We start from the raw sequence: 25,410 nt of genomic DNA on the forward strand, positions 1-25,410 counted from the left end.
CTTAGGCCCCAAGCAGGATCTGCTGGAACGCAGCATCATACTTCTGCTCCTCGGCCGGACTGAGGTTGCGGAAGACGTGCGCGTTGGACAGCGTGGTCTCGTCGGGGAAGATGAGCTGGTTGTTCGCCAGCTCGGGGTCGATGGCCATTGCGGCCTCCTTGGCGCCGACGACCGGCGTGATGTAGTTCACGTACGCCGCAACCTCGGCCGCCACCTCTGGCTCGTAGTAGTAGTTGATCAGGGCCTCGACGTTTGCCTTGCGCGGGGATCCGATCGGAACCAGGAAGTTGTCGTTCCAGAGCGTGCCGCCGGTATCGGGAATGATGAACTCCCACTTGTCACCGTTCTCGGCGTTCAACTGGGTGATGTCACCCGACCAGACAATTGCGGCCAGGGTGTCGCCGTTGACGAGGTCTTCTTTGTAGGAGTTGCCCTTGATGTTTCGAATCTGCCCATCGGTGACCTGCTTCTGCAGAATCTCGATCGCGGCGTTGTACTCGTCATCGCCCCACTCACCCGCGATGTCAACCCCGTTGGCCTGCATGAGAACGCCCATCGTGTCGCGCATCTCAGAGAGAGTGCCGACGCGGCCCTTGAGATCGGGGGCCCACAGTTCTTCGACAGAGTGCACGCCGTCGGGAAGCTTCTCTTTGTTCCAGCAGATCCCGGCGAACCCGCCCTGCCACGGCACTGACATCTTGCGGCCAGGGTCAAAGCCGACGTCGACGAGTGCCGGCGTGAGATTGGCGAGGTTGGGGATGTTTGCGTGGTCCAGCTCCTGCGTGTAACCCATCCGGATCATCCGGCCCACCATCCAGTCGGTCAGGCACACGGCGTCTGCACCGATGTCCTGGCCGAGCGCGAGCTGATCCTTGACCTTGCCGTAGTAGGTGTTGTTGTCATCGACGGCTTCGGTGTAGGCGACCTTGATGCCGGTTTCCTTGGCGAAGGCGTCGAGCGTCGGGTAGTTGCCTGCATCGTCGATGTCGATGTAGAGCGCCCAGTTGTCCCAACGCAGTGTCTTGTCAGAAGCGGACTTGTCGACTGCAGCGGTGGGCTTGGCCGAGGGAGTTCCGGTCGAACATGCGGCGAGCGCCAGTGCTGCCGCGCCTGCGCCGGCCCCGGCGAGAAGCGTGCGTCGCCCCATCTGTGAGCTCTGCGCCATACGCACAAGTTGGGCGATCATCGGATCCGCGGGCAACGGTTTCGGGCTCATGGACTGCTCTCCTCGGGATGACGACGCGGACGAACGACTCTCTCGCTTCTTTGCGAGTGGACTGATCCTGGCACAGTGAAGGCTTCAGATCACAGAAAAACGACCAAATCGTTAACTTCCGCCGCCAGAAATCGCGAAATCGGCATCCGGACAGAAAATTACATTCGAAATCACGCGAAGCCCGGCGTAGGCTGCTTTCATCACCAGGCAGAGTACTGAACAGTGTCGTTCCAGAGCCGAAGGATTGAAATGAAGATCGCGATCCCGTCCGAAATCAAGAACAACGAGTTTCGTGTTGCGATCACCCCGGCGGGGGTGCATGAACTTGTTTCCAACGGACACGAAGTCGTCATTGAGACCGGGGCCGGCCTCGGCTCCTCTATCACCGATGCAAGCTACGAGGCGGCCGGTGCCACGATCCTGCCCGACGCGGAAGCTACCTGGGCGGCAGCCGACCTGCTCCTGAAAGTCAAAGAGCCCGTCGCCGCCGAGTACGGCTATTTTCGCCCCGATCTGGTGCTCTTCACTTACCTGCATCTCGCTGCAGAACCCGAGCTCACGGCGGCTCTGCTCGCCAGCGGAGTCACGGCGATCGCCTATGAAACCGTGCAGCTTCCCTCGCGGGCCCTCCCCTTGCTCGCTCCGATGAGCGAGGTCGCCGGCCGGCTTGCGCCGATTGTCGGCGCGAACGTGATGCTCAAGCCCAATGGGGGTCCCGGCCTGTTGGTTCCGGGGGTTCCCGGCACCCATCCGGCCAAAATCACCGTGCTCGGGGGCGGGGTCGCCGGAACCGCGGCGATGCAGGTTGCCCTCGGGCTCGGCGCCGAGGTGACAGTACTCGACACCAATCTGTTCCGGCTCCGCGAGCTCGACGCCCTGAACTTCGGCCGGGTCAAGACAATCGCTTCGAACAGTTTCGAGATCGACAAGGCCGTCGTCGAATCCGACATGGTCATCGGCTCCGTGCTGATTCCCGGCGCGAAGGCGCCCAAACTGGTCAGCAACGAACTCGTCTCACGGATGCGGCCCGGCAGCGTTCTGGTCGATATCGCAGTCGATCAGGGCGGGTGCTTCGCCGACTCGCATCCCACCACTCACGCCGACCCCACCTTCACGGTGCACCAATCGCTGTTCTATTGCGTCGCGAATATGCCGGGGGCGGTGCCTCACACCTCGACCTACGCGTTGACGAATGCGACGCTGCCCTATGTCAGAGCGCTGGCAAACCGGGGCTGGAAAGACGCGCTGCGGGCCGATGCGGCTTTGGCGTTGGGCCTCAACACCTTCGGTGGATTGGTGACCAATGCCGCTGTCGCTGTGGCGAACGGCGTCGAGAACACCGAACTTTCGGTGATTCTCGCCTAGTCCGCTGTCGAGAAAGACGGTGACGGCTGGCTACCGGCCGATCAGCGCAGTGAGCGATGCCCGTCGCACGTGTCCGTCGGGGTCCACCACCCAGACACGCTCACGCGCGGGGGCGAGCGGCGGCGGAAGTTGACGCCGCCGACTGATCTGTCGAAAGTCGGTCAGTCCGCAGCCGTCGAACACCATTGTCGACCGGGGCCGGAGCGATTGGAGCAGCGCCCACTCCCCCTGCCAGGCGTCGGCATCGCCGACGAACACCGTGCTCGTCGCCGACCGGCTGATCTCGAGATGGTCGGGTGCAGCGCCGCTTCCGCCGAGCTCGACGACGACATCGCCGAGCGCCGACCGGCGAAATCGTTCGGCGGACCGGGCGGGTGCGCCGGCTACCACGATGAGGATGCGCGTCAGCGCAGTGGTGAGCGGCAGTGCTGTGGTGAGCGGCAGTGTTGTGGTGGGAATGAGTGGGAGGGCATCGGAGTGCGGCACTGCCTCCGACTGTCGCTCGTCGCCCTCTGTCGGAGTGAGGAGTTGGATTCGCCGCTGGTCCCAGACTCCGCCGCCCGGAGGCAGATTCGGGTCAAACCGCTCGGCGGGACCACCGACCGACAGATAGTCCTCGCGGCTTGTCGCTCGGAGAAGCAACCGGTTCTGGCACAGTGTCGGCATGAGTTGGAGCCCGTTGGCCACCCGTTGGACCGACACAACGCAGGTGATGCCTGCCGCGGCGCCATCCCGCAGCACTGCGGCCAGCATGTCGAGTGCGGCGAGCCGATGTTCGGGCTCCCAGCGCGCCAGAACCGAGTCAAAGTCGTCGAGGAGCAGGAGCAGCGACCGCGTGCGCCCGGGTGCAGTTCCCTCAAGGTCGCCGTGCACCGCCTGGTCGCCGAGACCGGCGCTGGACCGCTGATGCGCGCGTTCGAGAAGATCCCAGGCACGCTCAACGTCGGCGCCCACGCGCTCGACGGCGAGCCCGGCGGCCACGGCCTCGCGCTCGATCAGCGCGAGGGCCGCGGTCTTCCCGGAGCGTGCCGCGCCCACGACCAGCAGATGTCCGTCGACGGCGGGGCTGTACCGCGCGACCCGATAGCGCTGGCGGTCGGGCTCGTCCAGCAGTCCAAGGGTGACGGACGGAGCGGCTGAAGTCGGTGCGGCGGAGATTGCCGCGACCGACGTCGCCGCGATGTCGGATTCGGTTCCGATCAGCTCAGTCAACAACTCCGGCGTCAGCTGCGTCGGAAGTGGTTCGAGCCATGGTCGCCTGCTGGGAATGCCGACGCTCTGGGAAGCAACAATTCCAGCGATGTCGCTCTGACTCGCAGCGGCAACCTGAAGGAGCTCCGCGGCACCTTCGCCCCTGTCGACATATGCGCGTCCGGGAGAAACCGGCGACAACGCGGCCGCCGCATCCGTGCCGAGAAGGGCCAGACTGTCGGCCGGATTGTTTACTCTCAGCGAGATGCGCAGGCTGCAGTTGGCGAGCAGCGCGTCGCGCACCACACCCGCCGGCCGCTGGGTAGAGAGGATCAGATGCACACCGAGGGAGCGCCCCCGGGCAGCGATGTCGACGAAGAGCGAGTGAAGCGCGGGAAAGGCATCGAGCATGGTGGCGAACTCGTCGACCACGATCACGAGCCGCGGCATCGTGGGCGCCCGCAGATCGTCGATGTCGCGGGCCTCGGCGTCACGCAGAATGCGTTCCCGCTGGCGGAGCTCGGCGGTTAGGCTCGCCAGTGCCCGCGCCGCCTCCCCCGCCTCGAGATCGGTGACCAATCCGACGCAGTGCGGCAACGCGGCCAAGGGGCTGAACGCGGCGCCTCCTTTGAAATCCACGAGAAGAAAATTCACTTCGCTCACGGTGCGGGTGGCGGCCATGGCCAGGATCCACGTCACCAAAAGTTCACTTTTGCCGCTCCCGGTCGTGCCGCCGACAACGGCATGCGGCCCATTCCGAACGAGATCGAGCGAGGTCGCCCCCTGCATGCTGTGGCCGATTGTGCACGCCAGTCCGTGCGGCTGTGCTGCCCCTGATTGCTGATCGAGCAGTCCGAACTCGACTCTGCCCGGCAGAGTGCTGCGTGCTGGGAGGAGACCCGACGCCCGCGCGCGCTGTCGCAGCCCTTTCGCGAACCGGCCGGCCTCGGTCGTGGCGACGAGTTCAGGCCGAAAGAGCAGTCCGCGAGGCTGTGCAGCCGAGCGCATGATCTCTGCCCGGTCGGGCCCGTGCATGTGCACGATGGTTTCGCACCCGGGCGGGAGCGCAGTGATGCCGGTCGCCACGGCGAGAAGCATCCGCTCGCCGACGCGGACCGCCGGTTCGCCGAGCGGTTCGCCCTGCTCCCAGACCACCAGCACGCGCTCGGCGCGGGGTAATTCAGCGTGTGGCAACTCGGTCGCCCAGTCCCAGCCTTCGGCGGGGACAGTCAGGCCGCAGCGTGTCGGCGGCAGCGCAGCGCTCAGTTGGATGACAAGCGCGCGAGCCAGAGCCCGCGCGAGCGGGAGGGAGCCGACAACTCCGATTCCGTGCATCGCGTCGACGACGATCGGCGCCTCGGTGAGGGTGGCGATTTCGAGCGAGAGCGCCTGATGCGCCGGCGTGGACTCCACGCCGTCAAGGTGGGGGCCACCATCAATCGAGCCGATTCCAAGACTGACTTCCGTCACGCCGTCCGACGGCCAATACGCCGCGTGGTCGTGTGTCGCGAGGATGCGGGCCGCCGACGGCGTGTGCTCCCAGCGGTCGCTGCGGAGCAGCTTCTGCTGTACATCGGCAAGAGCCCGGAGGTTTGTGACGGCCGCGTCGTACTCGACAGCTCCCCGACTCCGGGCACGCCGACGGGTGCGACGCCCGTCACACAGACTTGCCACCGCCATCACGGGGCTCAGCCCAGCGAAGACGAGAGCGAACACCGAGCCGGTGATGCCCCAGATCACCGCTGCGGCGGCGAGTGGGGCGACACTGGCGATCAGTGGAAATCCGGCAGGTGGCAGCTCAGCGGGTAGAGCCGGCAGTCGCAACGGAGGAAGAGAGCGGGTCACCCGACCAGAACATCAGGTGCTCGGATGCCGCGCCGGCCGTTTGGCCGCTCGGTGGAAGAACGTGTATACGGCGAGGATGGGGAGGAAGCCGAATCGGCTGCCCGCGAAGCTCAGCCCAGGACGAAGAACTGGTCGCCGATCTCCACGCGGGAGCCGCGGGCGACGAGGTAGCGCCGTCCGGGCTCGCATCGCAACACCGAGTCGTCGTGGCGCCTGATCACCGTGCCGTTGCCGGACATCCGGTCGTTGATCCAGAATTCGCCGTTGTGCTGACCGAACTCCAGATGCGACTTCGAGACGGACATGCTCACATCGTGAATCTGCACGAAGTGATCGAACGTCTCGTCGGGCTGCGCGCTGGGGCGCCGTCCGAGCAGACCGGTTCCCGCGACAACGACCTGCTCGCCGGTGCTGAACTGCAGCACGAAGTGCGCGGCGGGCCCGGCCGGCGTCGGCTCTGGCTCCGGAACCGGCTGCGGTAGTGGCGGCGAGGCCGCTTCCGGCACTCGCATCGTCTGGGCGAGCGGCTGGGCGAGCGGCTCTGAGTGCGGCGCCGGTACTGATTCGGGTTGCCGGGTTGATTCGTCAGACAGTCCGGAGACCGAATCAATCGGCATCCGATATGGAATGGAGAAGACGGCCGATTGCGGCGGCAAGGGCTGAATGATGGTGGTGTCACCCGCGGAAGGGTCGGAACGCTTGCGGCTGAGCGGTGTGGCGGTGGTCGAACTGCCGCATTCACCGCAGAACATTGCACGATCGGGCAGAGACGCCCCACAGATCTGACAGGTCATGGCGGTTCCTCTCCGGTTCGCAGTCTTCCTAGCGTACCGACACTGGTGAGCGAAACCGCCCGGCGCGGCGTCCGGTCGAAACTGTGTCGGGTTACTCGGGGTTCGCGGCAGCCGAGCTGACGTCGAGCACGTCGACGACGACGACAGTCACGTTGTCCCGACCGCCGTTCTCAAGTGCTGCGGCCACAAGCGCCTCGACAGCGTCTTCAGCGTTCGGGTTGCTGAGAAGAAAATGACGGATGCCGTAGGCGGTGAGTTCCTTCGTCAGCCCGTCCGAGCAGACCAGCAGGCGCATGCCGGCCTGAACCGGCAGGATGCGGTAGTCGGGGATCGGAGGCTCGTGGAAACCCACGGCGCGGGTGATGACGTTGCCCTGCGGGTGCACATCAGCTTCTTCGCGGGTGATGCGTCCCGAATCAACGAGTTCCTGCACCACCGAGTGGTCGACGGTGACCTGTTCGAGCACGCCGGAGACGAGTTGGTAGACCCGGGAGTCACCGATGTTGAAAACAATCCAGGCCGCAGCATCGGACACAATGCCGAGTCCGACGCCGGTCGCGGTGGTGCCGGTGCCCTGGTCGGTGACGCCAACGCCCTTGGCCATGTCTTCGACAGCCAGGCTCAGCGAACCGGTGATGCCTTCGGCGGTGACGATGCTCTCGCCGCCGTGCTCGGCGAGCCGGGTGACGACGGCCGCACTTGCCACCTCGCCGGCGGAGTGCCCGCCCATTCCGTCAGCGACGGCGAAGATCGGCGGAAGCGCAACATAGCTGTCTTCGTTGGCCTCGCGACGGTGCCCGGTATCGGTGCGCGATGCCCAGGCCAGGGTGAGAGTCGTCTCGACTGTGGGCAAGACAATTGTGTGGCTGAGTGAGCCTTGACCGATCTGGGTCACGGGTGGTGCCTTCCGACTTCGCCTCATACGCCACATCGCGCTACCGTTCGCTCGCGGGGAGGATCTCGATGATATTACCGTCCCCAACGTCCACCGTCGTACCGGGCACCGCCACCATGGCCGTTCCGGGGCGCATCTTGTCTCTGCGGCCGTCGGGGTGAGTGAGGGTCGAACCGTTGGTGGAGTTGAGGTCTGTCACGACAACCCTCTCACCGTCGAGACGAATTTCAAGGTGCGTCGCCGATACGGCTGACGTGGGCGAGGCGAGTGGAATGAGCGCGATCCTTTCGGTGTGAGCGTCGGTGCGCGTCGCAGAGTCGGTGTGCTGCTGACGCGGGCGCCGCCCGAGGAGAAAAACTGAATCGATGCGACGCTCGTCACCGGCCGGAAGACGGAGCCCGAACCATGTGCCGGCCGCCGCCGGCTCCACGCTGGATACGCCGGCCCGACGGGTCGAGATATCGTCGGTCCGGACATTCGTCAGCGACCAGATGAGCGAGGTGCCGGAGATGGTTCCGATGCCGATGGGCACGCTCTGTCGTCGGTCGGCGACGGTTGTCGACGCTTCCGCGCTCAGGGGAACGATGTCGATACCGACGACAGCTTGAAATTCAGCCAGAAGCCACGGCCGGATGTCTTGGTCGCTGAATCGACGGGAACCGCCCACTGAGAAGACCTCGGCGGCTATCTCGCCTTTCACGACGATCGAGACAGGAACGCCGTCATCGTCAACGGGTGTCCCCGGAACGACAACGACGAAGCTCTCAATCTTGTGCTCACCGGCAAGTGGCAGCAAGGCGACCAGAGTCTCCAGCTGCACCACCGGCCGGTCAGTCTGGTCGCTCAGCTTCTCGAGAACAGCAGCCGAGGTAGAGGCCGGGAGGGCGACAAAGAACCCCTGACCGATGACAAACGTCCAGTTAGCAGGTTGGCCGGGGGCGTGCACGCACCGGAGAGTTCCGTGAACCATTCGCGGTTATCGCCCTCGACGCTGGAGGACATGACGTACGACATATTCTCCGTCGAAGTGGCGCAGTTCTCGCGTGCTCATGATTTCAATGCTCTCTGTGCAAACCAGGGCGTACCGGACATAGGGGCGCAGAGTTGACCGCGCCGTCCTGATCATTGTAACGGGGTGACCTCCGAGAGCACGGGAAGTGCATTTCTAAGGAATTCGCAGTATTTTTGCGCTTCAACCACGGAATCGCTTGCTGAAGGACACTCTCACTGACACAATCGATGCATGAACTCACAAGGCCGTGGTCCGGCAGGCAAGCCGGTGCAGCTTGACGATGTCTCGAAGAAGATCATCGAGCAGTTGCAAGCTGACGGTCGCCGCTCCTATGCAGAAATCGGAAAAGCCGTTGGCCTTAGCGAGGCCGCGGTGAGGCAGCGAGTTCAGAAGTTGACGGATGCCGGCGTCATGCAGGTCGTCGCCGTCACGGACCCGATGCAACTGGGCTTCTACCGCCAGGCAATGATCGGAATCCGTGCGACCGGCGATACCCGCGTTCTCGCCGACAAGCTGGCTGCCATTCCGGCAGTCGACTACGTGGTTCTCACCGCCGGATCATTCGACATCCTCGCCGAGGTCGTCTGCGAAGACGATGATGAGCTGCTGACACTGCTCAACCTGAAGATTCGCAATCTGGAGGGCGTCTCCTCCACCGAGACTTTCGTCTATCTCAAACTCCACAAACAGCTCTACAACTGGGGAACACGATAAAAAATGAGTAATTCAGAACCAACCATCTACAGCGAAGCCGAAAATGCAGCGATGCAGCAGAAGGCCAAGGATCACCTCTGGATGCACTTTGCACGCCAGTCGGTGATGGAATCCGGCGCCGGTGTGCCGATCATCACCAAGGGTGAGGGTCACCACATCTGGGACTCGCGGGGCAAGAAGTACATCGACGGGCTCAGCGGCCTCTTCGTGGTGAACGCCGGCCACGGCCGCAAGCGCCTCGCCGAGGTCGCCCGCAAGCAGGCGGAGGAGCTCGCGTTCTTCCCGATCTGGTCGTACGCCCACCCGAGCGCCATCGACCTGGCTGACCGCCTGGCCGACTACGCACCCGGCGACCTCAACCGCGTGTTCTTCTCGACCGGCGGCGGCGAGGCTGTCGAGACCGCATTCAAGCTGGCGAAGTATTACTGGAAGCTGCAGGGTCGCCCAACCAAGCACAAGGTCATTTCCCGCAACGTCGCCTACCACGGCACCCCGCAGGGCGCTCTGGCGATCACCGGCATCCCCGCGATGAAGGAAATGTTTGAGCCGGTCACCCCCGGTGGCTTCCGCGTTCCGAACACCAACTTCTACCGTGCCGACGAGATGGCCCCTGGCCTCGGCCTCGGCGACGACCTCGAGACGTTCGGCCTGTGGGCCGCGAACCGCATCGAAGAGATGATTCAGTTCGAAGGTCCGGAAACCGTCGCCGCCGTCTTCCTGGAGCCGGTGCAGAACTCGGGTGGCTGCTTCCCGCCTCCCCCCGGATACTTCAAGCGCGTGCGCGAGATCTGCGACAAGTACGACGTGCTGCTGGTCGCCGACGAGGTCATCACCGCCTTCGGCCGTATCGGAAACATGTTCGCCTCGACCACGTTCGGCATCGAGCCCGACATGATCACCTGCGCGAAGGGTATGACGAGCGGCTACTCGCCGATCGGCGCCACCATCGTCAGCGAGAAGATCTACGAACCGTTCAAGCACGGCGACACCGCGTTCTACCACGGCTACACCTTCGCCGGACACCCGGTGTCGTCGGCTGTGGCGCTGGCCAACCTCGACATTTTCGAGGAAGAGAAGCTCAACGAGAACGTGCGCGAGAACTCTCCGATCTTCCGTGCCGAGCTCGAAAAGCTGCTCGACCTTCCGATCGTCGGCGACGTGCGCGGTGAGGGCTACTTCTTCGGCATCGAGCTCGTCAAGGACAAGGCGACCAAGGAGACGTTCAACGACGAAGAGTCGGAGCGACTGCTGCGTGGCTTCCTGTCGAAGGCACTCTTCGACGCCGGCCTGTACTGCCGTGCCGACGACCGGGGCGACCCCGTCGTTCAGCTCGCTCCCCCGCTGACCATTGGTCCGTCGGAGATCCGCGAGATCGGTCAGATCCTCAACGAGGTGCTGACCGAGGCGTCCAACCACCTCTAGACCAGTCACCTTACCGGTCGCCGATTCGCCGAGGATCGCCGTTTCGGCCGAGAATTCCCGTTTCAACGTGGATTCTCGGCCGAAGCGGCGATCCTCGGCTTTTTTCGTGGGCGGGCGGCATCAGGAGTTCGGCACGGCGTACGCCCATTCGGGCAGCTGGCCGGAGCCGATCAGCGTGTTCAGAAGCAGCGCCATGCCGTATTCGCGGTCGATGGTGAGCGCCTCGTCGAGGAACATTCCTGCGACGGATCCTCCACCGAGAGCCCAGGATAACCAGGCGAGCATGCACAACGGCGCCGGTCGCATGGCACGTGGGGCCAGCGCGACCGCGGTCTTCAACAGTTCGATCGCGCGTTCCACCCGGTCCGGATCCGGACGTTCGGAGCTGAGACCGAGGATGAGGTCGCTCCCACCGTCGCCGCCGGCGGCGTCGCGGAGCAGATCGCCCGGCATCCCGTCGAGGGTGTTGCCGAATGCACTGGTCGGCGCGGTCGCCCGTCTGGCCTGACGCGCGTCATCCTCGGCCCGCACGATCTCGTCGAGGCTCAGCCCCGTTGTGCGCTGGAGCCAGGCGTACCGGAGGTTCGTTTCGTTCAGGAGCACGCCGACGTCACGTCCGAAGGCGAACTGCAGCATCATCTGGTCGCGCTGGGCCGGACCGTGGGCCAGAAAGAGCAACGCCGCGGCGTTCTGCGCATCCAACGCAGCGGCGTCCCAGCCCAGGGCCTCCTCGACGATCTCCACCGGGTCGAGCACGCCTTTGTAGAGCATCATCAGGTCGAGAGCGGCCTCCTCGCCGTCAAGGGCGCGACGATAGCGCCGCAGCAATCGGGCGCAGCGCTCTTTTGTCGGCTTGTCGACCCCTGGCAGTTCGGCGCCGCTCCGCAGCACCGCGAGCGGCCGCGTGGCGTGTTCGGGCATCTCGGAATGGATGCTCGAGCCGGTGATCTCCGAGAGCGGATGCCCGCCAGCCTCAGGCTCCAGAAATGAGGCGAATGCATCTGCACCGACGCAGAGCGCATCACGCACCAGAAATCCCGAGGCCTCGGCCCGGTCGAGCACCCTGCCGACAAACGAGGTCTGGGGAAGAGGGTTGGCCGCGGCGATCTTTTCGTCCGTGTAGACGACCGGAACCACTGCGTCGGCCCCACGAATCTTGCAGATCATGCCGATGAGCGTTGTCGCAATCCGTTTGTGCACAGCCGGGGACTCGTCGGGGGCGGGGAGGTTGAACCGCATCGCCCCACAGGTTCGATTGCCGCGGAACGCGACGAGAACCATGCTCTGCTCGGGCAAGAACCCGACAAGCTGGGGCACGAGCGCGAGGAAGTCACAGGCTGCATGCGCCTTGACGATCGTCGCGGAGGAGGGAAGGGAACGCGCTGAGTTTTCTGACATGCCCCCACTGTGCCGAGAGGGGCCGCCCCGATCGGGGCAGCCCCTGCATGTGTGAACAACTCGGGCTCTCAGCGGCTGTGCACAACCGCGCTCCGACTACACCTCGTCGGCGACCGGCGCGGCGAACTGAGCGTTGTAGAGGTCGAAGTAGGCGCCTTCGGCGGCGAGGAGTTCCGCATGGTTTCCCTGCTCGACGATGCGTCCCGCCTCCATCACCAGAATGAGATCGGCGTCGCGAATGGTCGACAGGCGGTGCGCGATCACGAAGCTCGTGCGGTCGGCGCGCAGCGCACTCATCGCCTTCTGCACAAGCACCTCGGTCCGGGTGTCGACCGAGCTCGTCGCCTCATCGAGGATGAGCACGCTCGGCCGGGCGAGGAACGCCCGGGCGATCGTGAGCAACTGCTTTTCGCCGGCGCTGACATTTCCACCCTCATCGTCGAGCACCGTGTCATAGCCGTTCGGCAGGGAGTGCACGAACCGGTCGACGTAGGTGGCGCGTGCCGCATCGAGGATCTCCTCCTCCGTCGCATCCGGCCGGCCGTAGGCGATGTTGTCGCGGATGGTGCCGCCGAAGAGCCACGTGTCTTGCAACACCATGCCCATGCGACCGCGCAAGTCGTCGCGCGTCATCCGGGAGACGTCGACGCCGTCGAGAGTGATTCGACCGGAATCGATCTCGTAGAACCGCATCATCAGATTGACCAGTGTGGTCTTGCCCGCACCGGTCGGACCGACGATCGCCACCGTCTGCCCGGGTTCGGCGACCAAACTGAGGTCGGCGATCAAGGGCTTGTCCTCCGAGTAGCTGAACGAGACGTCCTCGAAGACGAGGCGCCCCTCCACTGCCGTCGGAGACTCGGGCTCGTCGGGATCGGGGCTCTGCTCGTCGGCGTCCAGAAGCTCGAACACACGCTCGGAGGATGCGACACCCGACTGCAGCAGGTTGGCCATCGACCCGAGCTGTGCCAGCGGCTGGGTGAACTGGCGGGAGTACTGGATGAACGCCTGAATATCGCCCAGTTGAAGCGCCCCTGAGGCGACCTGCAAGCCACCGACCACCGCGATCGCCACATAGACGAGGTTTCCGATGAAGGTCATCGACGGCATGATCATGCCGCTGACGAACTGGGCGCCGAAGCTGGCCTCGTACAGTTCGTCGTTCTTCTGGTGAAAGCGCTCCTCCACCTCGTGCTGACGCCCGAACACCTTGACCAGGGCGTGCCCGGTGAAGGTCTCTTCGATCTGGCCGTTCAGAGTGCCCGTGTGAGTCCACTGCGCGACGAACAGCTTCTGGGAACGCTTGGCGATCAGCATCGTGACCACCAGGGTGAGCGGGATCGTCACGATCGCGATGAGCGAGAGCAGCGGCGAGATGATCAGCATCATCACCAAAACGCCGACAACGGTCAGAAGTGACGTCACCGCCTGGCTCAACGTCTGCTGCATGGTCTGGGAGATATTGTCGACGTCGTTGGTGACCCGACTGAGCAGCTCGCCGCGCTGCATGCCATCGAAGTAGCGCAGCGGGAGCCGGTTGATCTTCGCCTCGACGTCTTCACGCAAAGTGAACATCGTGCGCTGCACGACGCCGTTCAGCACATAGGCCTGCAACCAGGCGAAGACGGAGGAGAGGATGTACAGCACCAGCACCCACATCAGCACATTGGAGAGCGCGGCGAAGTCGATGCCCATCCCAGGGGTCAACGTCATCCCGCTCAGCATGTCGGCCTGAGACGTCTTGCCGGCCGCCTGCAATCCGGCGATCACCTGTTCTTGCGTAGCGCCGGCGGGCAGTGTTTTCGAGACCACGCCGGAGAAAATGAGATTGGTTCCCTCGCCGAGAAGCTTCGGCCCCAGCACCGCGAAGGTGACGCTGACGACGGCGAGAAGCAGAACCAGCCAGAGCCAGATCCGTTCCGGTCGAAGCGTGCCGAGCAACCGCTTTGCGCTGGGTCCGAAGTTCATCGACTTCTCGGCGGGAAGACTCATCCCTCCGCCGAACGGGCCGCCGCCTCCTGGTCCGCGCCGCACCGGGGGGCGAGCGGGCTCGCGGTCTTCGTTTGACTCGCTCATGCTGCTTCCTCCGCGGTCAGCTGGGATGCCACGATCTCTTGGTAGGTCTCCGAGGTTTCGAGAAGTTCAGTGTGAGTGCCGTGCCCGACGATCCGGCCGTCTTCGAGAACCAGGATTTGATCGGCGTCGATGATGCTCGACACCCGCTGCGCGATGATGATCATCGTCGCCCCCGCCACGTTGGCCTTGAGCGCCAAGCGGAGCTTCGCATCCGTCGCCAGGTCAAGCGCGGAGAACGAATCGTCGAAGATGTAGATCGGCGGTTTCTTCACGAGCGCCCGGGCGATCGCGAGTCTCTGCCGTTGGCCGCCCGACACGTTGGTGCCGCCCTGCGAGATCGGCGCATCGAGTTCGCCGTCCATCTCGCTGACGAAATCAATCGCCTGTGCCGTCGCGAGCGATTGCCAGAGTTCCTCCTCTGTGGCATCGGGTCGGCCGTACTGCAGGTTGCTGCGCACCGTTCCCGAGAACAGGTAGGGCTTTTGCGGAATCAGGCCGATATAGCTCCAGAGCAGGTCTTGACTCATCTCCCTGATGTCGACGCCGTCGATCAGTACGGCCCCGGTTGTCACGTCGAACAGGCGCGGCATCAGGTTCACCAACGTCGTCTTGCCCGACCCCGTGCTGCCGATGATGGCGGTGGTCTGCCCGGCTCGTGCAATGAAGCTGATGTTACTCAGCACCGGCTGTTCGGCGCCCGGGTAGGAGAAGCCGACATCGAGCATTTCAAGCTCGCCCTCTCCGCTCGTCTCCGTGACCGGGTTCGTCGCCGGAACGACACTGGTCGAGGTGCCGAGCACTTCGCCGATGCGGTCGGCGCAAACCGCCGCCCGAGGAATCATGACGAACATGAAGGTGGCCATCATCACCGCCATCAGAATCTGCATCAGATAGCTGAGGAAGGCGATCAACGTGCCGACCTGCATTGAGCCGTCTTCGATCCGGAACGCTCCGAACCAGATCACCGCGACACTCGACACGTTCAGCACGAGCATCACCGTCGGGAACATCAAGGCCATCAGCCGGCCGGCCTTCAGGGCGACCTCCGTGACATCCGCGTTCGCCTTCGAGAAGCGCTCGGTCTCGACGTCTTCGCGTACAAAGGCACGCACCACACGGATGCCGGTCAGCTGTTCGCGCAGCACGCGGTTCACGGTGTCGATGCGCACCTGCATCTTGCGAAACTGCGGAACCATGCGGGTCACGATCAGGCTGACCGCGATCAGCAGGATCGGAACACTCACCGCAATCAGCCAGGACAGCTGAATGTCTTGTCGCATGGCCATGATGATTCCGCCGATGCAGAGGATCGGCGCGGCGACCATCAGGGTGGCCGTCACCAGAACCAGCATCTGCACTTGCTGAACATCATTCGTCGAACGGGTGATCAGCGATGGCGCCCCGAAACGGGTCACCTCCTGCTCGGAGAATTCCCCCACCCGCGTGAACACCTCTCGGCGCAGGTCGCGTCCGAGCGCCATCGCCGCCTTCGCCCCGAAATAGACGGCGGCGATCGCGCAGGCGATCTGCACCAGGGTGATGCCGAGCATCAACGCGCCCGTGCTCATGATGTATTCGGTGTCGCCCTTGGACACACCGTTGTCGATGATGTCGGCGTTCAGGGTGGGCAGGTAGAGCGAGGCGATCGACTGAGCGGTCTGAAAGACGATCACAGCGACGAGTAGCGGCCAGTATGGCCGCAGGTGGCGCACAAGCAATTTCCAAAGCACGTGAATCTCCTAGTTCGAGACGTGGTCGGCCGGTCGGCCCGTGATGCCGTACAGGATGAGCGCGGCGATTTCGGCGTCGTCGAACGGTTGACCGTTGCGAATCTGCGGAATCGACGCGGCCAGAGCGATCATGCGCACGATCTGGGCCACTCGCTCCGGGTCAACGTTCAACCGCGGCGCATCCTGTGCCAAGGATCGAGTGATGATCTCGGCAAATTCACGCCGCCCATCGTCGCGGTGCGGGGGCGGCCCGGTCGAGCCGAGGGCGCTCATGAGGGTGAACACCGTCGTGAATCGCTCGCGCATGAGCGTGACGATCGCGGTGATGCGCTCGTCGAGCGGGAGTTCGAGGTCGACGAGTCGCAGCCGAGCCCGGAACGGCTCTGGATCGAGGTGACGATCGATGGCCGCCTGAATGAGTTCTTCTTTGCTCCCGAAGGCGCGAAAAATAGTGCCTTCAGCGATGCCGGCGCACTCGGCGATCTGTTTGGTTGTCACCGCGCGGCCGTGCAGCAGCAGGAGCGGAGTGACAACCTCGATGAGCATCGCCTGGCGGTCCTCGACCGACAGGGCAGGGGCCCGTGCACTCTTCTCTGCCGCAACAGTCTCTGTTGCCAGCTTCTCAACCATGGGGCGAGCGTAATTGAGTGAGCGCTCACTCACAAGGATTCTGTATGGACACTCAGGTCAGAGCAAAGCCCGGAGTGGTCGGTCAGCTCGCAACTCCCTGGTTGGCTCCCCGCTGCTCGCTTCGTGACCTCCGGTGCCCGAGAAGGAGAGCGACGGATGTCACCAGTGAAGAGATCAGCACCGGTAGCCACATTCCGAACTGGAGCAACCCGGCGCCGATCACGGCCCCGAGCAGAATCAGGAGGATCGCGAGGAACCTGCGCGCCCACGGCTGTTCCCGGGCTGCTGCGAACCGGGAGTCGGCGGCGAGCCCGGTGATGGTGGAAGTAACGACGACGGTCGTGACATCCGCGACCTTGACATGGCGTGCCGCCGCGGCCTGCATTCCCATGACAAGTCCCAGGATTGAGGTGATGACTTCAGGCATATGCACAAACGCATTCTTGCCGAAGAAGAACAGTGCGACGGCGGTCAGAAACAGAATCACGGCCACGAGGCCGAACACCACGGATGTCGGCGAACTCCACCCGTCTTTTCGCCCCCGGTGCATCCGCCCGGAAATCATTGCACCGAGGAAGAAGCAGGCGAGAGCCAGGATCGGTCCGACGATAGGGAGATCGTCGGCTCCGGTCAGCGCCATCCCGAGCATCACGACGTTTCCGGTCATATTGCCCGTGAAGACTCGGTCGAGACCGAGATAGCCCACTGCGTCGACGATGCCCGTCGACAGGGTGAGCGCCAGCATGAGCCAGACGTGCAGTCGCGCGGTCGGCGGGATCATCATCCGTCGCGGGCGTCGCGGCAGCCGCTTTTCTGAACTAGCTGGTCGAGTTGTCGAAACTGCCTGAGTAATTGTTGTCATCATCGTCCTACCGCGTATCCCTGCATGCCTCGTGCATTTGCGGCTGCCCGCATTGTTCCTGTCTTCGGATCGCGCGATACCGCACACATCCGCCCGATTTCCCAGTCTCCGGCGCGACCGACACGGTGGCCGCGCGACGCCAGATCCGCCAGCACCTCGGCACCGATCCGTTGTTCGATCACCACGACCCCACGCTGGTACTCGTGCGGGTAGAACGAGCTCGCAAAGTGGGTGGTGTGGAAGGAGGGCGCGTCGATGGCCTCCTGCAAATTCAGGCCACCGAGCACATGATTCAGAAAGAAGTGAAGCTGCCACTGATCTTGCTGGTCTCCGCCGGGGGTTCCGAAGGCGAGCACCGGCTCTCCCCCGCGCATGACCAATGTGGGCGACAGGGTGGTGCGCGGTCGTTTGCCCGGTGCGAGTGTGTTCGGCAGACCGTCCTCGAGCCACGCCATTTGCAGTCGGGTTCCCAGGGGAAACCCGAGCTCGGGGATGATCGGTGACGAATGCAACCATCCTCCGCTGGGCATGGCCGAAACCATATTGCCCCAGCGGTCGACGACATCAACGTGCACCGTGTCGGAGCGGGCTTCACCGTCTGGTCGCGGGCCGGTATCCAGTAGCGCCGCCACAGCATTGGGTTCACCGAGTCCGCTGAGCCCACTCGCATCAAAGCCAGCGGTCACCCGGAGATCGGGCACGCTCGGGTGACGGCCGTCTGGGCTGCCGGGTCGAAGCTCCAGCGAAGCCTGCTCACCGATCATTGCCCGACGCTCCGCCGCGTACTCCGGCGAAAGGAGCGTCTCAGCCGGGACAGTGTCAACGTCCCCATACCAGGCATCCCGATCGGCAAAGGCGAGCTTCGACGCTTCGACGATGGTGTGGATGCCCTGTGCCGTTCCCGGCTCGACCTGCAGACCGTCAAGCAGGGCGAGCTGCTGCAGGAACACCGGACCCTGACTCCAGAATCCCGGCTTGCACACGGTGTAACCCTCGAAGTCCAGGGTCACGGGCGCCTCGTAGCTCGGCCGCCAGGAGGCCAGGTCGTCGCGCGTGAGGAAGCCGGTGTGTTTTTCGCCGGTCGAATCTCGCCAGGGGGTGGTGACGAATTCGGCGATCGCATCCGCTACGAAACCTTCCGTCCATTCCCGGATTGCCGCGTTGATCCCGTCTTCCCGGCTCGCGCCGCTCTCCACCGCCGCGCTTTCGGCATCCATCAGACGGGCATAGGTGCGGGCGAGCGCGGTGTTGACCAGAAGCTGACCGACGACGGGAACCGTTCCGTTCGGCAGGTAGACCTCGGCCGATGTGGGCCAGTGTTCCTCGAACATCGGCTGCATGCGGGCGATGGATTCCACGACCTTTGCCGCGGCCGGAAACCCGTTTTCGGCGTAGGAGGCCGCCATCGACAAAACCTCGCGCAGGGACTGCGTGCCCTGGTCCCGCAGAAACGTCATCCAACCCAGGGTCGAGCCGGGGATGGCCGCGGCGATCGGCCCGGTGCCGGGCACCATCTCCAGGCCCAGCTCGGCAAACGCCGCGGGTGTCGCTCCGGCGGGGGCCGGCCCTTGGGCGCACAACACCGTCGGGGACTTGTCGTCGGCACGCGCGAAGATCAAGGGCAGATCGCCGCCCGGTCCGTTCTGATGAGGTTCGACCACCTGCAACGCGAAGGCCGCGGCGGTCGCCGCATCGAAGGCGTTCCCGCCACGCTCGAGCACGCCCATCCCCACCTGTGACGCGAGCCAGTGGGTGGACGACACCATGCCGAATGTCCCCGTGATTTCTGGGCGGGTTGTGAACTTCATCGGCGAGGAGCCTTTCGTTGACGTGCGTGTCTGCATCTGCGCGAGGTGTGTCGGCGAAGACGGTTAGGACGGTTAGAAGGTCAGGAATTCATTGACGGCCAGGCCGACGAACATCGCGAGGCCGATCACCAACGCGGAATTCATGACAAGCCCGTTGCGATATTTCTTGTCGATGCGGTTGGAGTTCATCAGCCAGAGCAGGCCGCCGATCAGCACCGGCATCAGCAGGGCGCCCAGTGCAGCGTAGATCAGCACGAGAGTCACAGGCTTGTCGAGGAACAGCATCGAGAGCGGCGGAATGCACATCCAGAGAATGTAGGCACGGAACGGCACCGAGCGCGCCGCGCCTTCGTCGCGCTCCTGATCTGTTTTGCGCACGATGTTGAAGATGTCGTTGAAGACGTTGGCCAGGGCGTTGTAGCCACCGATCAGCGAGCTATACACGGCAGAGAACATGCCAATCAGGAGCAGCCATTTGGCCGGCTCGCCGAATTGTTCGGCGAACGGGTCGGCGAGCGAGTTCAAGTCGCTGAGTCCGCCGACCTCGGTGCCGCTGCCCTGCAAGAACGCGGCGCCGACGATCATCATGGCGAACATGAAGATAAAGGTCATGCCGTATCCGATGACGAGGTCCAGGCGCATTGTCTTGATCCAGCCCGGTCCGTTCCAGCCGCGATCGCGCAGCCAGTATCCGTAGGACAACAGGCCGATCGACATGCCGACGCCGCCCATCACGCCCAGAACATAGAACGTGCCGTCAACAGGAACTCTCGGTGTCAGGCCACTGAGCAGGATGCTCAGATCCGGTTTGGTCAGAATCGCCGCTCCCACGATCGAGAAGAACATGACGGCAACGAAGAAGGCCATGATTTTCTCGAATGAGGCGTACTTGCCGATCCAGAGGATCCCCAGTCCGCTGAGCACAGCAACGATGGCGCCGACCTTGATATCGACGGCCGGGAACATGGCATGCACGGTCAGGCCGAGCGCCCCTGCGATAGCCGCTCCGTAGAAGAATCCGAGAATGATCGAGTACACCCCGAAGTAGCCGGTGAAGATTTTGCTGAGTTGGTGGAATCCGCGAAGTGGGCTGATTCCGGTGGCCAGCGACCAGCGCCCGATGCATTCGGTGACGATGAACTTGATGAAACAGCCGACGACGACCGCCCAGGCCAGCGTCAGGCCGAAACTGGCCCCGGCGTTCAGGGAGGCGATGAGGTCGCCGGCTCCGACGCCGGCCGCTGCAACGATGAAACCGGGGCCGGCGACGCCGAGGATGCGGCGCAGTCGGGAACTGCCGTGGACTGATTGTGGTGCGGTAAGAACTGCCGTTTCCATTGTGCTCCGTCTGGTTCCACGAAACCGCCGTTGGTCTCTTGGTCTGACCAATATGCCATGGATTAGACTGGGCGTGCAACAGTTGATTCATCAGACCCCAGAGGCAGGACGAAAAATGGTTGATTGGTCCTCAGCGAGCCAGGGCTGGGTTTCGATGGGCGGCAACCTCGCCGCCGAGTTGGAGCTTATGATCATTCGCGGGGTACTCCCCCGCGGCGAGAAGATTCCCGCCGAGCGCGACCTCGCCGCGACCCTCGGCGTTTCCCGGGCTACCCTGCGCGAGGCAATGCTGGAGCTGGAACTCAAAGGCCTCGTCAGCCGCCGCCCGGGCCGCGGCACCATCGTTCTCGAATCGTCGACCCCCACGCAGACGGCGCAGCTGTCGTCGGTGTTCCGGGAGGCGAAGCAGGATTTTCATCAAATCATGGAGATGCGCCGTGCCGTGGAGCCCGGGGTCGCCGGTCTTGCCGCATCGAAGGCCGGCCCCGCTGACATCGACCGCATGGAGGCCCTGCTGCGCACCGCCGAACAAGAATCCAGCGCGGCTCGACTTCTCGAACTCGACGTCGCTTTCCATGTAATGCTCGCCGACATCACCCGGAACCCACTCCTGTCCGATCTCCTCCACATCGTCAGCGAATGGGCGAGCTCATCACGACGACTGGGATTTCAGGACGCGAGCCGCAAAGCCGAATCTCTGGCGGGTCACTGGGCCATTGTCGATGCCCTGAAATCCGGCGACCGCCCACTTGCCGAACAGGCAATGCGAGATCACCTCGGGGGCATTCAGGAGCTGATCGCACCGACCGGTGACGTCACCGGCAACTGAGCCAAGGGTCGCGAAGGAACGCGTCGACCTCACTGAGAGGCGAACAAGTTCGAGATCCAGGCGATGTCGTCGGCACTGGGCTTCCAAGCCGTCGCGGCCTCCGCATTCTGCACGATCTGCTCCGGCTTTGTTGCTCCGGCGATCACGCTGGTGAGGCCGGGCTGCGCAAGAAGCCAGGCGAGCGTTGCGGCGAGCATGCTCACTCCGCGCTCGGCGCAGAACGCCTCATACTTTTCGATCAGGTCCCAGGGCGCCTGCTCGGCCAGGTGCGGACGGATGCGCATGATCCGGCTGTCGGCCGGCCCGCCGTTGCGGCTGAACTTGCCGGTGAACAGACCGTTGTACAGCGGGAAGAACGGCAAGAAGCCGAGCCCGTAGGCGTTCACCGCTGGAAGCACCTCTGCCTCAGCACCGCGCACCAGAAGGCTGTACTCGTTCTGTGAAGAGATGAACTTGGGGTGCCCGTTGAGCTCAGCGGTGAACTCAGCCTCGGCGATCTGCCAGCCGGCCAGATTCGAATGACCGATGTAACGGATCTTGCCCTCAGTAATCAGATCGTCGAGGGTCGACAGCGTCTCTTCGATCGGAGTGTTGGGGTCGGGAACATGCAGCTGGTACAGGTCAATCCAGTCAGTCTGCAGACGACGGAGCGACGCCTCGACGGCGAGACGGATGTAGCGGCGTGAGCCACGCGCGTTCCAGTCGGGACCGTTCAGGCCGCCCATGTCCATGCCGAACTTCGACGCAAGCACGATCTTGTCGCGTTTGCCCTTCAACGAATGACCCATCAGAGTCTCGCTCAGACCGCGCTCTGCACCGTAGATGTCAGCGGTGTCGAAGAATGTGACTCCGGTATCGATGGCCGCATCGATGACCGCGCTGGTGCCGATCTGTCCCTCTGACGCCGTTCCGGTGCGCCCGAAGTTGTTGCAGCCCAGTCCGATCGTCGAGACGATCAGTCCAGAGTTGCCGAGCCTGCGATAGTCGATTTCAGCCATGCCTCAACCCTAACGCCGCCTGCCTCCACGCCGAGCTTGCGCGTTCTCCACCACACCGAGGTGACGGATGTTGTCCACCGAACGGATGCACGGCATGCGGCGTGCGTCGGCCGCTGCGTACCGTCGGCGGCATGACGACACCACACAACGCGCTTCAGCGCATGACAAGTCCGCTCGGCAGAATCGAACTCACCGCAGATGATGGGCATCTTCTGACCGTGAAGATCGGCTATGCCGACCAACTCCCCCTCGACGCCTTTCCTGAGCGCCCCTCCCCGCTGCTCGAGACTGCCGCGCAGCAGCTCACCGAGTACTTCGCCGGCACCCGCACGACGTTTGACGTTCCTCTGCAGCTGGGCGGCGGAACTGAGTTTCAGAAACGAGTCTGGGCGGCATTGAAAGACGTGCCGTTCGGCTCGGCGACCAGCTACGGCGCGATTGCTCAGGCGGTCGGGCAGCCGGGTGCCGGGCGATCGGTCGGTGGGGCCATCGCGGCGAACCCACTCCCCCTGTTCGTCGGCTGCCACCGGGTTCTCTCGGTCTCCGGCGAGATCACGGGCTACAGCCAGGGCGCCGGCGTGGTGACCAAGGCGTGGCTCCTGACACACGAGAAGATCCCGTTTCTGGTCGCCCCGCCACGAATCGAACCTGACCCGGTCGGTGTCATCTTCGACGTGGTCTGACACGGTCGGCCTGAATGAGCTTCACGAGCCGCCGCCCGGTCGGGTCGATGCGATTCAGAACGAAACGGATGCCCGATTCAGGCGCGTTTCGCCGCCACGATCTGCTCGACCACCAGCTCGAGCTCGCCCGGAGCACCCGCCCGCAGTTGGAACCCGGCCGACGGCGCCCAGCGCAGCAGTTCGTCAACCGTCGCGAAATCGCGTCGGCTCTTCAGAAGCGCCCGGGTGAACTCGCCCTTGGACTTCTTGTTGAAATGGTTGAGCGCACGCTTCTGACCGTCGGCGGCTTCGGTGACGACGCGCAGAAAGTAGGACTCCGCGCGCTTCGGCACTGGGCCGAGAGCCACGTAGGCCTCGGAGCGCAGGTCGAGCACCAGACCAGGCGTCTCGGCGAGGGCCGAAGCGACCGCTGCGCTCCAGTGCTTCTTCAAAGCGACCGCGGGAAGACGCGAGTCGTGGGAAAAACGATAGGCGGGAACGAGGTCGAGCGCCCGGATCGGCCCGAACAGAGCCGAGTGCACAAGCAGGTGGCGACCGGCGAATTCACGGTCTGCCGCGTCGAGGCTGTCCGCGTCGAGCGCGTCGTAGAGAACTCCGGTGTACCGGTCGATCGCGGGCATCGTCGGCGAGGTGGCCACGGCCTTGTTGCGGTCGATCTCGGCCAGCTGCGTGCGGCCGAGCTTGAGAGCCTTCACCGAGGCATCCRTGTCGTGGGCGAGATCGACGAGCGCGCGCACGAGGGCGCTGCGTTTATCGTTCAGCGCCGGATAAGCGAAAGCGGCGACCCGAAGGGGGCCGCCGCTTCCGCCGTCGCGCTTCGTTTCAGAAGGCGGAAGCAGTACCAGCACGTATTAGACGAGCTCTGCCTTGCGGGCCACGATGGTGACCGTGTTGTTCTCAACGGAGAGGAACCCGTCATCGGCCGCAGCCGTGACCTTGGATCCGTCGGCGAGGGTTACACGAACCTCACCGCTGGCCAGGATCGCCAGCATCGGTTCGTGACCGGCCAGGATGCCGATCTCGCCTTCGACGGTGCGAGCGACGACCATGGTCGCCTCGCCGGACCACACCTGGTGGTCCGCCGAGACAACGCTGACATTCAGCGGGGCTGAAGCCATGGTTAGCGGTTCTCCTTCTGGATCTGAGCCCACTTCTCTTCGACGTCGTTGATGCCACCGACGTTGAAGAAGGCCTGCTCGGCCACGTGGTCGAAGTCACCGTTGGCGATAGCCGTGAACGACTCGATGGTGTCCTTCAGCGGAACAGTCGAACCCTCAACACCGGTGAACTTCTTCGCCATGTAGGTGTTCTGCGAGAGGAACTGCTCGATGCGACGGGCACGCGAAACGGTGACCTTGTCTTCTTCAGAGAGCTCGTCAACACCGAGGATCGCGATGATCTCCTGGAGTTCCTTGTTCTTCTGGAGGATCGCCTTGACGCGCACAGCCGTGTTGTAGTGATCGGCACCCAAGTAGCGGGGGTCGAGGATACGGCTGGTGGAGGTCAGCGGGTCGACGGCCGGGTAGAGACCCTTCGAGGCGATCGCACGCGACAGCTCGGTGGTGGCGTCGAGGTGGGCGAAGGTGGTCGCCGGAGCCGGGTCGGTGTAGTCATCGGCCGGCACGTAGATCGCCTGCAGCGAGGTGATCGAGTGACCACGCGTCGAGGTGATGCGCTCCTGAAGAACACCCATCTCGTCGGCGAGGTTCGGCTGGTAACCCACGGCGGAAGGCATACGACCGAGAAGGGTCGACACCTCGGAACCGGCCTGGGTGAAGCGGAAGATGTTGTCGATGAAGAGCAGAACATCCTGCTTCTGCACGTCGCGGAAGTACTCAGCCATGGTGAGGGCGGAGAGGGCGACGCGGAGACGCGTTCCCGGCGGCTCGTCCATCTGGCCGAAGACAAGGGCGGTCTTGTCGAAGACGCCTGCTTCTTCCATTTCGTGGATGAGGTCGTTACCTTCACGGGTACGCTCACCGACACCGGCGAACACCGAAACTCCACCGTGGTCCTGCGCAACGCGCTGGATCATTTCCTGGATCAGAACAGTCTTACCAACACCTGCACCACCGAAGAGGCCGATCTTTCCACCCTGAACGTACGGGGTGAGAAGGTCGATGACCTTGATACCGGTCTCGAAGAGCTCGGTCTTCGACTCAAGCTGGTCGAATGCCGGGGGCTTGCGGTGGATCGGCCAGCGCTCGGTGATCTCAATCTTCTCGCCGGGCTCGGCGTTGAGCACCTCGCCGATGACGTTGAAGACCTTGCCCTTGGTGACGTTTCCAACGGGAACCGTGATCGGTGATCCGGTGTCCTGAACTTCCTGGCCACGGACCAGACCATCGGTCGGGTTCAGCGCGATCGCACGAACGAGGTCATCACCGAGGTGCTGTGCAACCTCAAGCGTGATCACGGTCGAGGCCTCGCCGATGACGATGGTCGTCTTCAGTGCGTTGTAGATGCCCGGGATCGAGTCGTGGGGGAATTCGATGTCGACGACGGGGCCAGTCACGCGTGCGATACGGCCCACGGCACCAGCCGGCGCCACGGCCTGGACTGGCGCTGTTGCGGTGTCAGTCATTGCTCTCTCTTCTCTGGGGT

21 protein-coding genes are annotated in these 25,410 nt (G+C 63.9%); 5 read left to right on the plus strand and 16 right to left on the minus strand.

Features of this window, described 5'->3' with window-relative positions:
• Window position 1 precedes the first annotated feature (1 nt).
• Window positions 2–1,216: an ABC transporter substrate-binding protein gene (locus tag AB4Y63_RS11620; protein WP_441791203.1), complete on the minus strand. Its 1,215-nt coding sequence runs from the start codon at window positions 1,214–1,216 to the stop codon at window positions 2–4.
• A gap of 249 nt (window positions 1,217–1,465) precedes the next feature.
• On the opposite strand from AB4Y63_RS11620, the gene ald reads away from it, so the two are divergent.
• Entirely contained in the window at window positions 1,466–2,581 is a 1,116-nt protein-coding gene (gene ald, locus AB4Y63_RS11625) for an alanine dehydrogenase (RefSeq protein ID WP_441791204.1), read from the plus strand.
• Window positions 2,582–2,611: 30 nt separating this feature from the next.
• Here the strand turns inward: ald and AB4Y63_RS11630 are convergent, their stop codons facing one another.
• The 4 genes from AB4Y63_RS11630 to AB4Y63_RS11645 all read right to left on the minus strand — a co-directional run bounded on the left by AB4Y63_RS11630 (window position 2,612) and on the right by AB4Y63_RS11645 (window position 8,252).
• Window positions 2,612–5,617 (minus strand): FtsK/SpoIIIE domain-containing protein, encoded by a 3,006-nt coding sequence (locus AB4Y63_RS11630; RefSeq protein ID WP_441791205.1) that lies wholly within the window; start codon window positions 5,615–5,617, stop codon window positions 2,612–2,614.
• 110 nt (window positions 5,618–5,727) lie between these two features.
• A complete protein-coding gene (locus tag AB4Y63_RS11635) occupies window positions 5,728–6,234 on the minus strand; it encodes an FHA domain-containing protein (protein WP_441791206.1) in 507 nt (168 codons plus the stop codon).
• 268 nt (window positions 6,235–6,502) lie between these two features.
• Window positions 6,503–7,306: a protein phosphatase 2C domain-containing protein gene (locus AB4Y63_RS11640; protein WP_441791207.1), complete on the minus strand. Its 804-nt coding sequence runs from the start codon at window positions 7,304–7,306 to the stop codon at window positions 6,503–6,505.
• A gap of 40 nt (window positions 7,307–7,346) precedes the next feature.
• Window positions 7,347–8,252, minus strand: coding sequence for an FHA domain-containing protein (locus tag AB4Y63_RS11645; protein WP_441791208.1), 906 nt, complete (start codon window positions 8,250–8,252; stop codon window positions 7,347–7,349).
• Between the two features lie 297 nt (window positions 8,253–8,549).
• Between AB4Y63_RS11645 and AB4Y63_RS11650 the strand changes: the two genes are divergently transcribed.
• Together AB4Y63_RS11650 and AB4Y63_RS11655 are read left to right on the plus strand one after the other, a co-directional pair.
• Window positions 8,550–9,032 carry an Lrp/AsnC family transcriptional regulator gene (locus AB4Y63_RS11650; protein WP_441791209.1) on the plus strand — a complete coding sequence of 161 codons (483 nt, stop codon included), beginning with the start codon at window positions 8,550–8,552 and terminating at the stop codon, window positions 9,030–9,032.
• Between the two features lie 3 nt (window positions 9,033–9,035).
• Window positions 9,036–10,454, plus strand: coding sequence for an aspartate aminotransferase family protein (locus AB4Y63_RS11655; RefSeq protein ID WP_441791210.1), 1,419 nt, complete (start codon window positions 9,036–9,038; stop codon window positions 10,452–10,454).
• 120 nt (window positions 10,455–10,574) lie between these two features.
• Here the strand turns inward: AB4Y63_RS11655 and AB4Y63_RS11660 are convergent, their stop codons facing one another.
• The 7 genes from AB4Y63_RS11660 to AB4Y63_RS11690 all read right to left on the minus strand — a co-directional run bounded on the left by AB4Y63_RS11660 (window position 10,575) and on the right by AB4Y63_RS11690 (window position 20,296).
• Entirely contained in the window at window positions 10,575–11,852 is a 1,278-nt protein-coding gene (locus AB4Y63_RS11660) for a DUF4192 family protein (protein ID WP_441791211.1), read from the minus strand.
• A 96-nt stretch (window positions 11,853–11,948) separates the two neighbouring features.
• Window positions 11,949–13,928: an ABC transporter ATP-binding protein gene (locus AB4Y63_RS11665; protein ID WP_441791212.1), complete on the minus strand. Its 1,980-nt coding sequence runs from the start codon at window positions 13,926–13,928 to the stop codon at window positions 11,949–11,951.
• Window positions 13,925–15,658, minus strand: a complete 1,734-nt coding sequence (locus AB4Y63_RS11670) for an ABC transporter ATP-binding protein (protein WP_441791213.1) — start codon at window positions 15,656–15,658, stop codon at window positions 13,925–13,927. The genes AB4Y63_RS11665 and AB4Y63_RS11670 overlap by 4 nt, the downstream gene beginning before the upstream one ends.
• A 9-nt stretch (window positions 15,659–15,667) precedes the next feature.
• On the minus strand, window positions 15,668–16,288 hold the full coding sequence (locus AB4Y63_RS11675) for a TetR/AcrR family transcriptional regulator (protein ID WP_441791214.1): 621 nt from the start codon (window positions 16,286–16,288) through the stop codon (window positions 15,668–15,670).
• An 82-nt stretch (window positions 16,289–16,370) separates the two neighbouring features.
• Window positions 16,371–17,069: a YoaK family protein gene (locus AB4Y63_RS11680; protein ID WP_441791215.1), complete on the minus strand. Its 699-nt coding sequence runs from the start codon at window positions 17,067–17,069 to the stop codon at window positions 16,371–16,373.
• 80 nt (window positions 17,070–17,149) lie between these two features.
• Window positions 17,150–18,958, minus strand: coding sequence for a gamma-glutamyltransferase family protein (locus AB4Y63_RS11685; RefSeq protein ID WP_441791216.1), 1,809 nt, complete (start codon window positions 18,956–18,958; stop codon window positions 17,150–17,152).
• Between the two features lie 72 nt (window positions 18,959–19,030).
• The gene (locus tag AB4Y63_RS11690; protein ID WP_441791217.1) at window positions 19,031–20,296 is read right to left on the minus strand and encodes an Nramp family divalent metal transporter; all 1,266 of its coding nucleotides are present in this window, start codon (window positions 20,294–20,296) and stop codon (window positions 19,031–19,033) included.
• 115 nt (window positions 20,297–20,411) lie between these two features.
• Between AB4Y63_RS11690 and AB4Y63_RS11695 the strand changes: the two genes are divergently transcribed.
• The gene (locus tag AB4Y63_RS11695; RefSeq protein WP_441791218.1) at window positions 20,412–21,125 is read left to right on the plus strand and encodes a FadR/GntR family transcriptional regulator; all 714 of its coding nucleotides are present in this window, start codon (window positions 20,412–20,414) and stop codon (window positions 21,123–21,125) included.
• A gap of 29 nt (window positions 21,126–21,154) precedes the next feature.
• Here the strand turns inward: AB4Y63_RS11695 and AB4Y63_RS11700 are convergent, their stop codons facing one another.
• On the minus strand, window positions 21,155–22,123 hold the full coding sequence (locus AB4Y63_RS11700) for an aldo/keto reductase (RefSeq protein WP_441791219.1): 969 nt from the start codon (window positions 22,121–22,123) through the stop codon (window positions 21,155–21,157).
• A gap of 131 nt (window positions 22,124–22,254) precedes the next feature.
• Here AB4Y63_RS11700 and AB4Y63_RS11705 point away from each other — a divergent pair, with 131 nt between their 5' ends.
• Window positions 22,255–22,806, plus strand: a complete 552-nt coding sequence (locus AB4Y63_RS11705; protein WP_441791220.1) for a methylated-DNA--[protein]-cysteine S-methyltransferase — start codon at window positions 22,255–22,257, stop codon at window positions 22,804–22,806.
• A gap of 77 nt (window positions 22,807–22,883) precedes the next feature.
• Here AB4Y63_RS11705 and AB4Y63_RS11710 read toward each other — a convergent pair whose 3' ends face one another.
• The 3 genes from AB4Y63_RS11710 to atpD are packed head-to-tail and all read right to left on the minus strand — an operon-like array spanning window position 22,884 to window position 25,390.
• A complete protein-coding gene (locus AB4Y63_RS11710; protein ID WP_441791221.1) occupies window positions 22,884–23,654 on the minus strand; it encodes a YaaA family protein in 771 nt (256 codons plus the stop codon).
• A gap of 3 nt (window positions 23,655–23,657) precedes the next feature.
• Entirely contained in the window at window positions 23,658–23,924 is a 267-nt protein-coding gene (locus tag AB4Y63_RS11715; RefSeq protein WP_441791222.1) for a F0F1 ATP synthase subunit epsilon, read from the minus strand.
• Window positions 23,925–23,926: 2 nt separating this feature from the next.
• Complete coding sequence (gene atpD, locus AB4Y63_RS11720; protein WP_441791223.1) at window positions 23,927–25,390, minus strand: F0F1 ATP synthase subunit beta; 1,464 nt, start codon at window positions 25,388–25,390, stop codon at window positions 23,927–23,929.
• Between the last annotated feature and the right edge of the window lie 20 nt (window positions 25,391–25,410).

It is taken from the genome of Leifsonia sp. YAF41 (assembly GCF_052113185.1).
In the GTDB taxonomy this organism is placed as follows: Bacteria; Actinomycetota; Actinomycetes; order Actinomycetales; family Microbacteriaceae; genus Cryobacterium.

Coding starts and splice junctions, on each gene's coding strand:
- AB4Y63_RS11620 (WP_441791203.1), bottom strand. CDS start 1,216: ATGAGCCCGAAACCGTTGCCCGCGGATCCGATGATCGCCCAACTTGTG.
- ald (WP_441791204.1), top strand. CDS start 1,466: ATGAAGATCGCGATCCCGTCCGAAATCAAGAACAACGAGTTTCGTGTT.
- AB4Y63_RS11635 (WP_441791206.1), bottom strand. CDS start 6,234: ATGCCGATTGATTCGGTCTCCGGACTGTCTGACGAATCAACCCGGCAA.
- AB4Y63_RS11650 (WP_441791209.1), top strand. CDS start 8,550: ATGAACTCACAAGGCCGTGGTCCGGCAGGCAAGCCGGTGCAGCTTGAC.
- AB4Y63_RS11655 (WP_441791210.1), top strand. CDS start 9,036: ATGAGTAATTCAGAACCAACCATCTACAGCGAAGCCGAAAATGCAGCG.
- AB4Y63_RS11660 (WP_441791211.1), bottom strand. CDS start 11,852: ATGTCAGAAAACTCAGCGCGTTCCCTTCCCTCCTCCGCGACGATCGTC.
- AB4Y63_RS11665 (WP_441791212.1), bottom strand. CDS start 13,928: ATGAGCGAGTCAAACGAAGACCGCGAGCCCGCTCGCCCCCCGGTGCGG.
- AB4Y63_RS11675 (WP_441791214.1), bottom strand. CDS start 16,288: ATGGTTGAGAAGCTGGCAACAGAGACTGTTGCGGCAGAGAAGAGTGCA.
- AB4Y63_RS11680 (WP_441791215.1), bottom strand. CDS start 17,069: ATGATCCCGCCGACCGCGCGACTGCACGTCTGGCTCATGCTGGCGCTC.
- AB4Y63_RS11685 (WP_441791216.1), bottom strand. CDS start 18,958: ATGAAGTTCACAACCCGCCCAGAAATCACGGGGACATTCGGCATGGTG.
- AB4Y63_RS11690 (WP_441791217.1), bottom strand. CDS start 20,296: ATGGAAACGGCAGTTCTTACCGCACCACAATCAGTCCACGGCAGTTCC.
- AB4Y63_RS11695 (WP_441791218.1), top strand. CDS start 20,412: ATGGTTGATTGGTCCTCAGCGAGCCAGGGCTGGGTTTCGATGGGCGGC.
- AB4Y63_RS11700 (WP_441791219.1), bottom strand. CDS start 22,123: ATGGCTGAAATCGACTATCGCAGGCTCGGCAACTCTGGACTGATCGTC.
- AB4Y63_RS11705 (WP_441791220.1), top strand. CDS start 22,255: ATGACGACACCACACAACGCGCTTCAGCGCATGACAAGTCCGCTCGGC.
- AB4Y63_RS11715 (WP_441791222.1), bottom strand. CDS start 23,924: ATGGCTTCAGCCCCGCTGAATGTCAGCGTTGTCTCGGCGGACCACCAG.
- atpD (WP_441791223.1), bottom strand. CDS start 25,390: ATGACTGACACCGCAACAGCGCCAGTCCAGGCCGTGGCGCCGGCTGGT.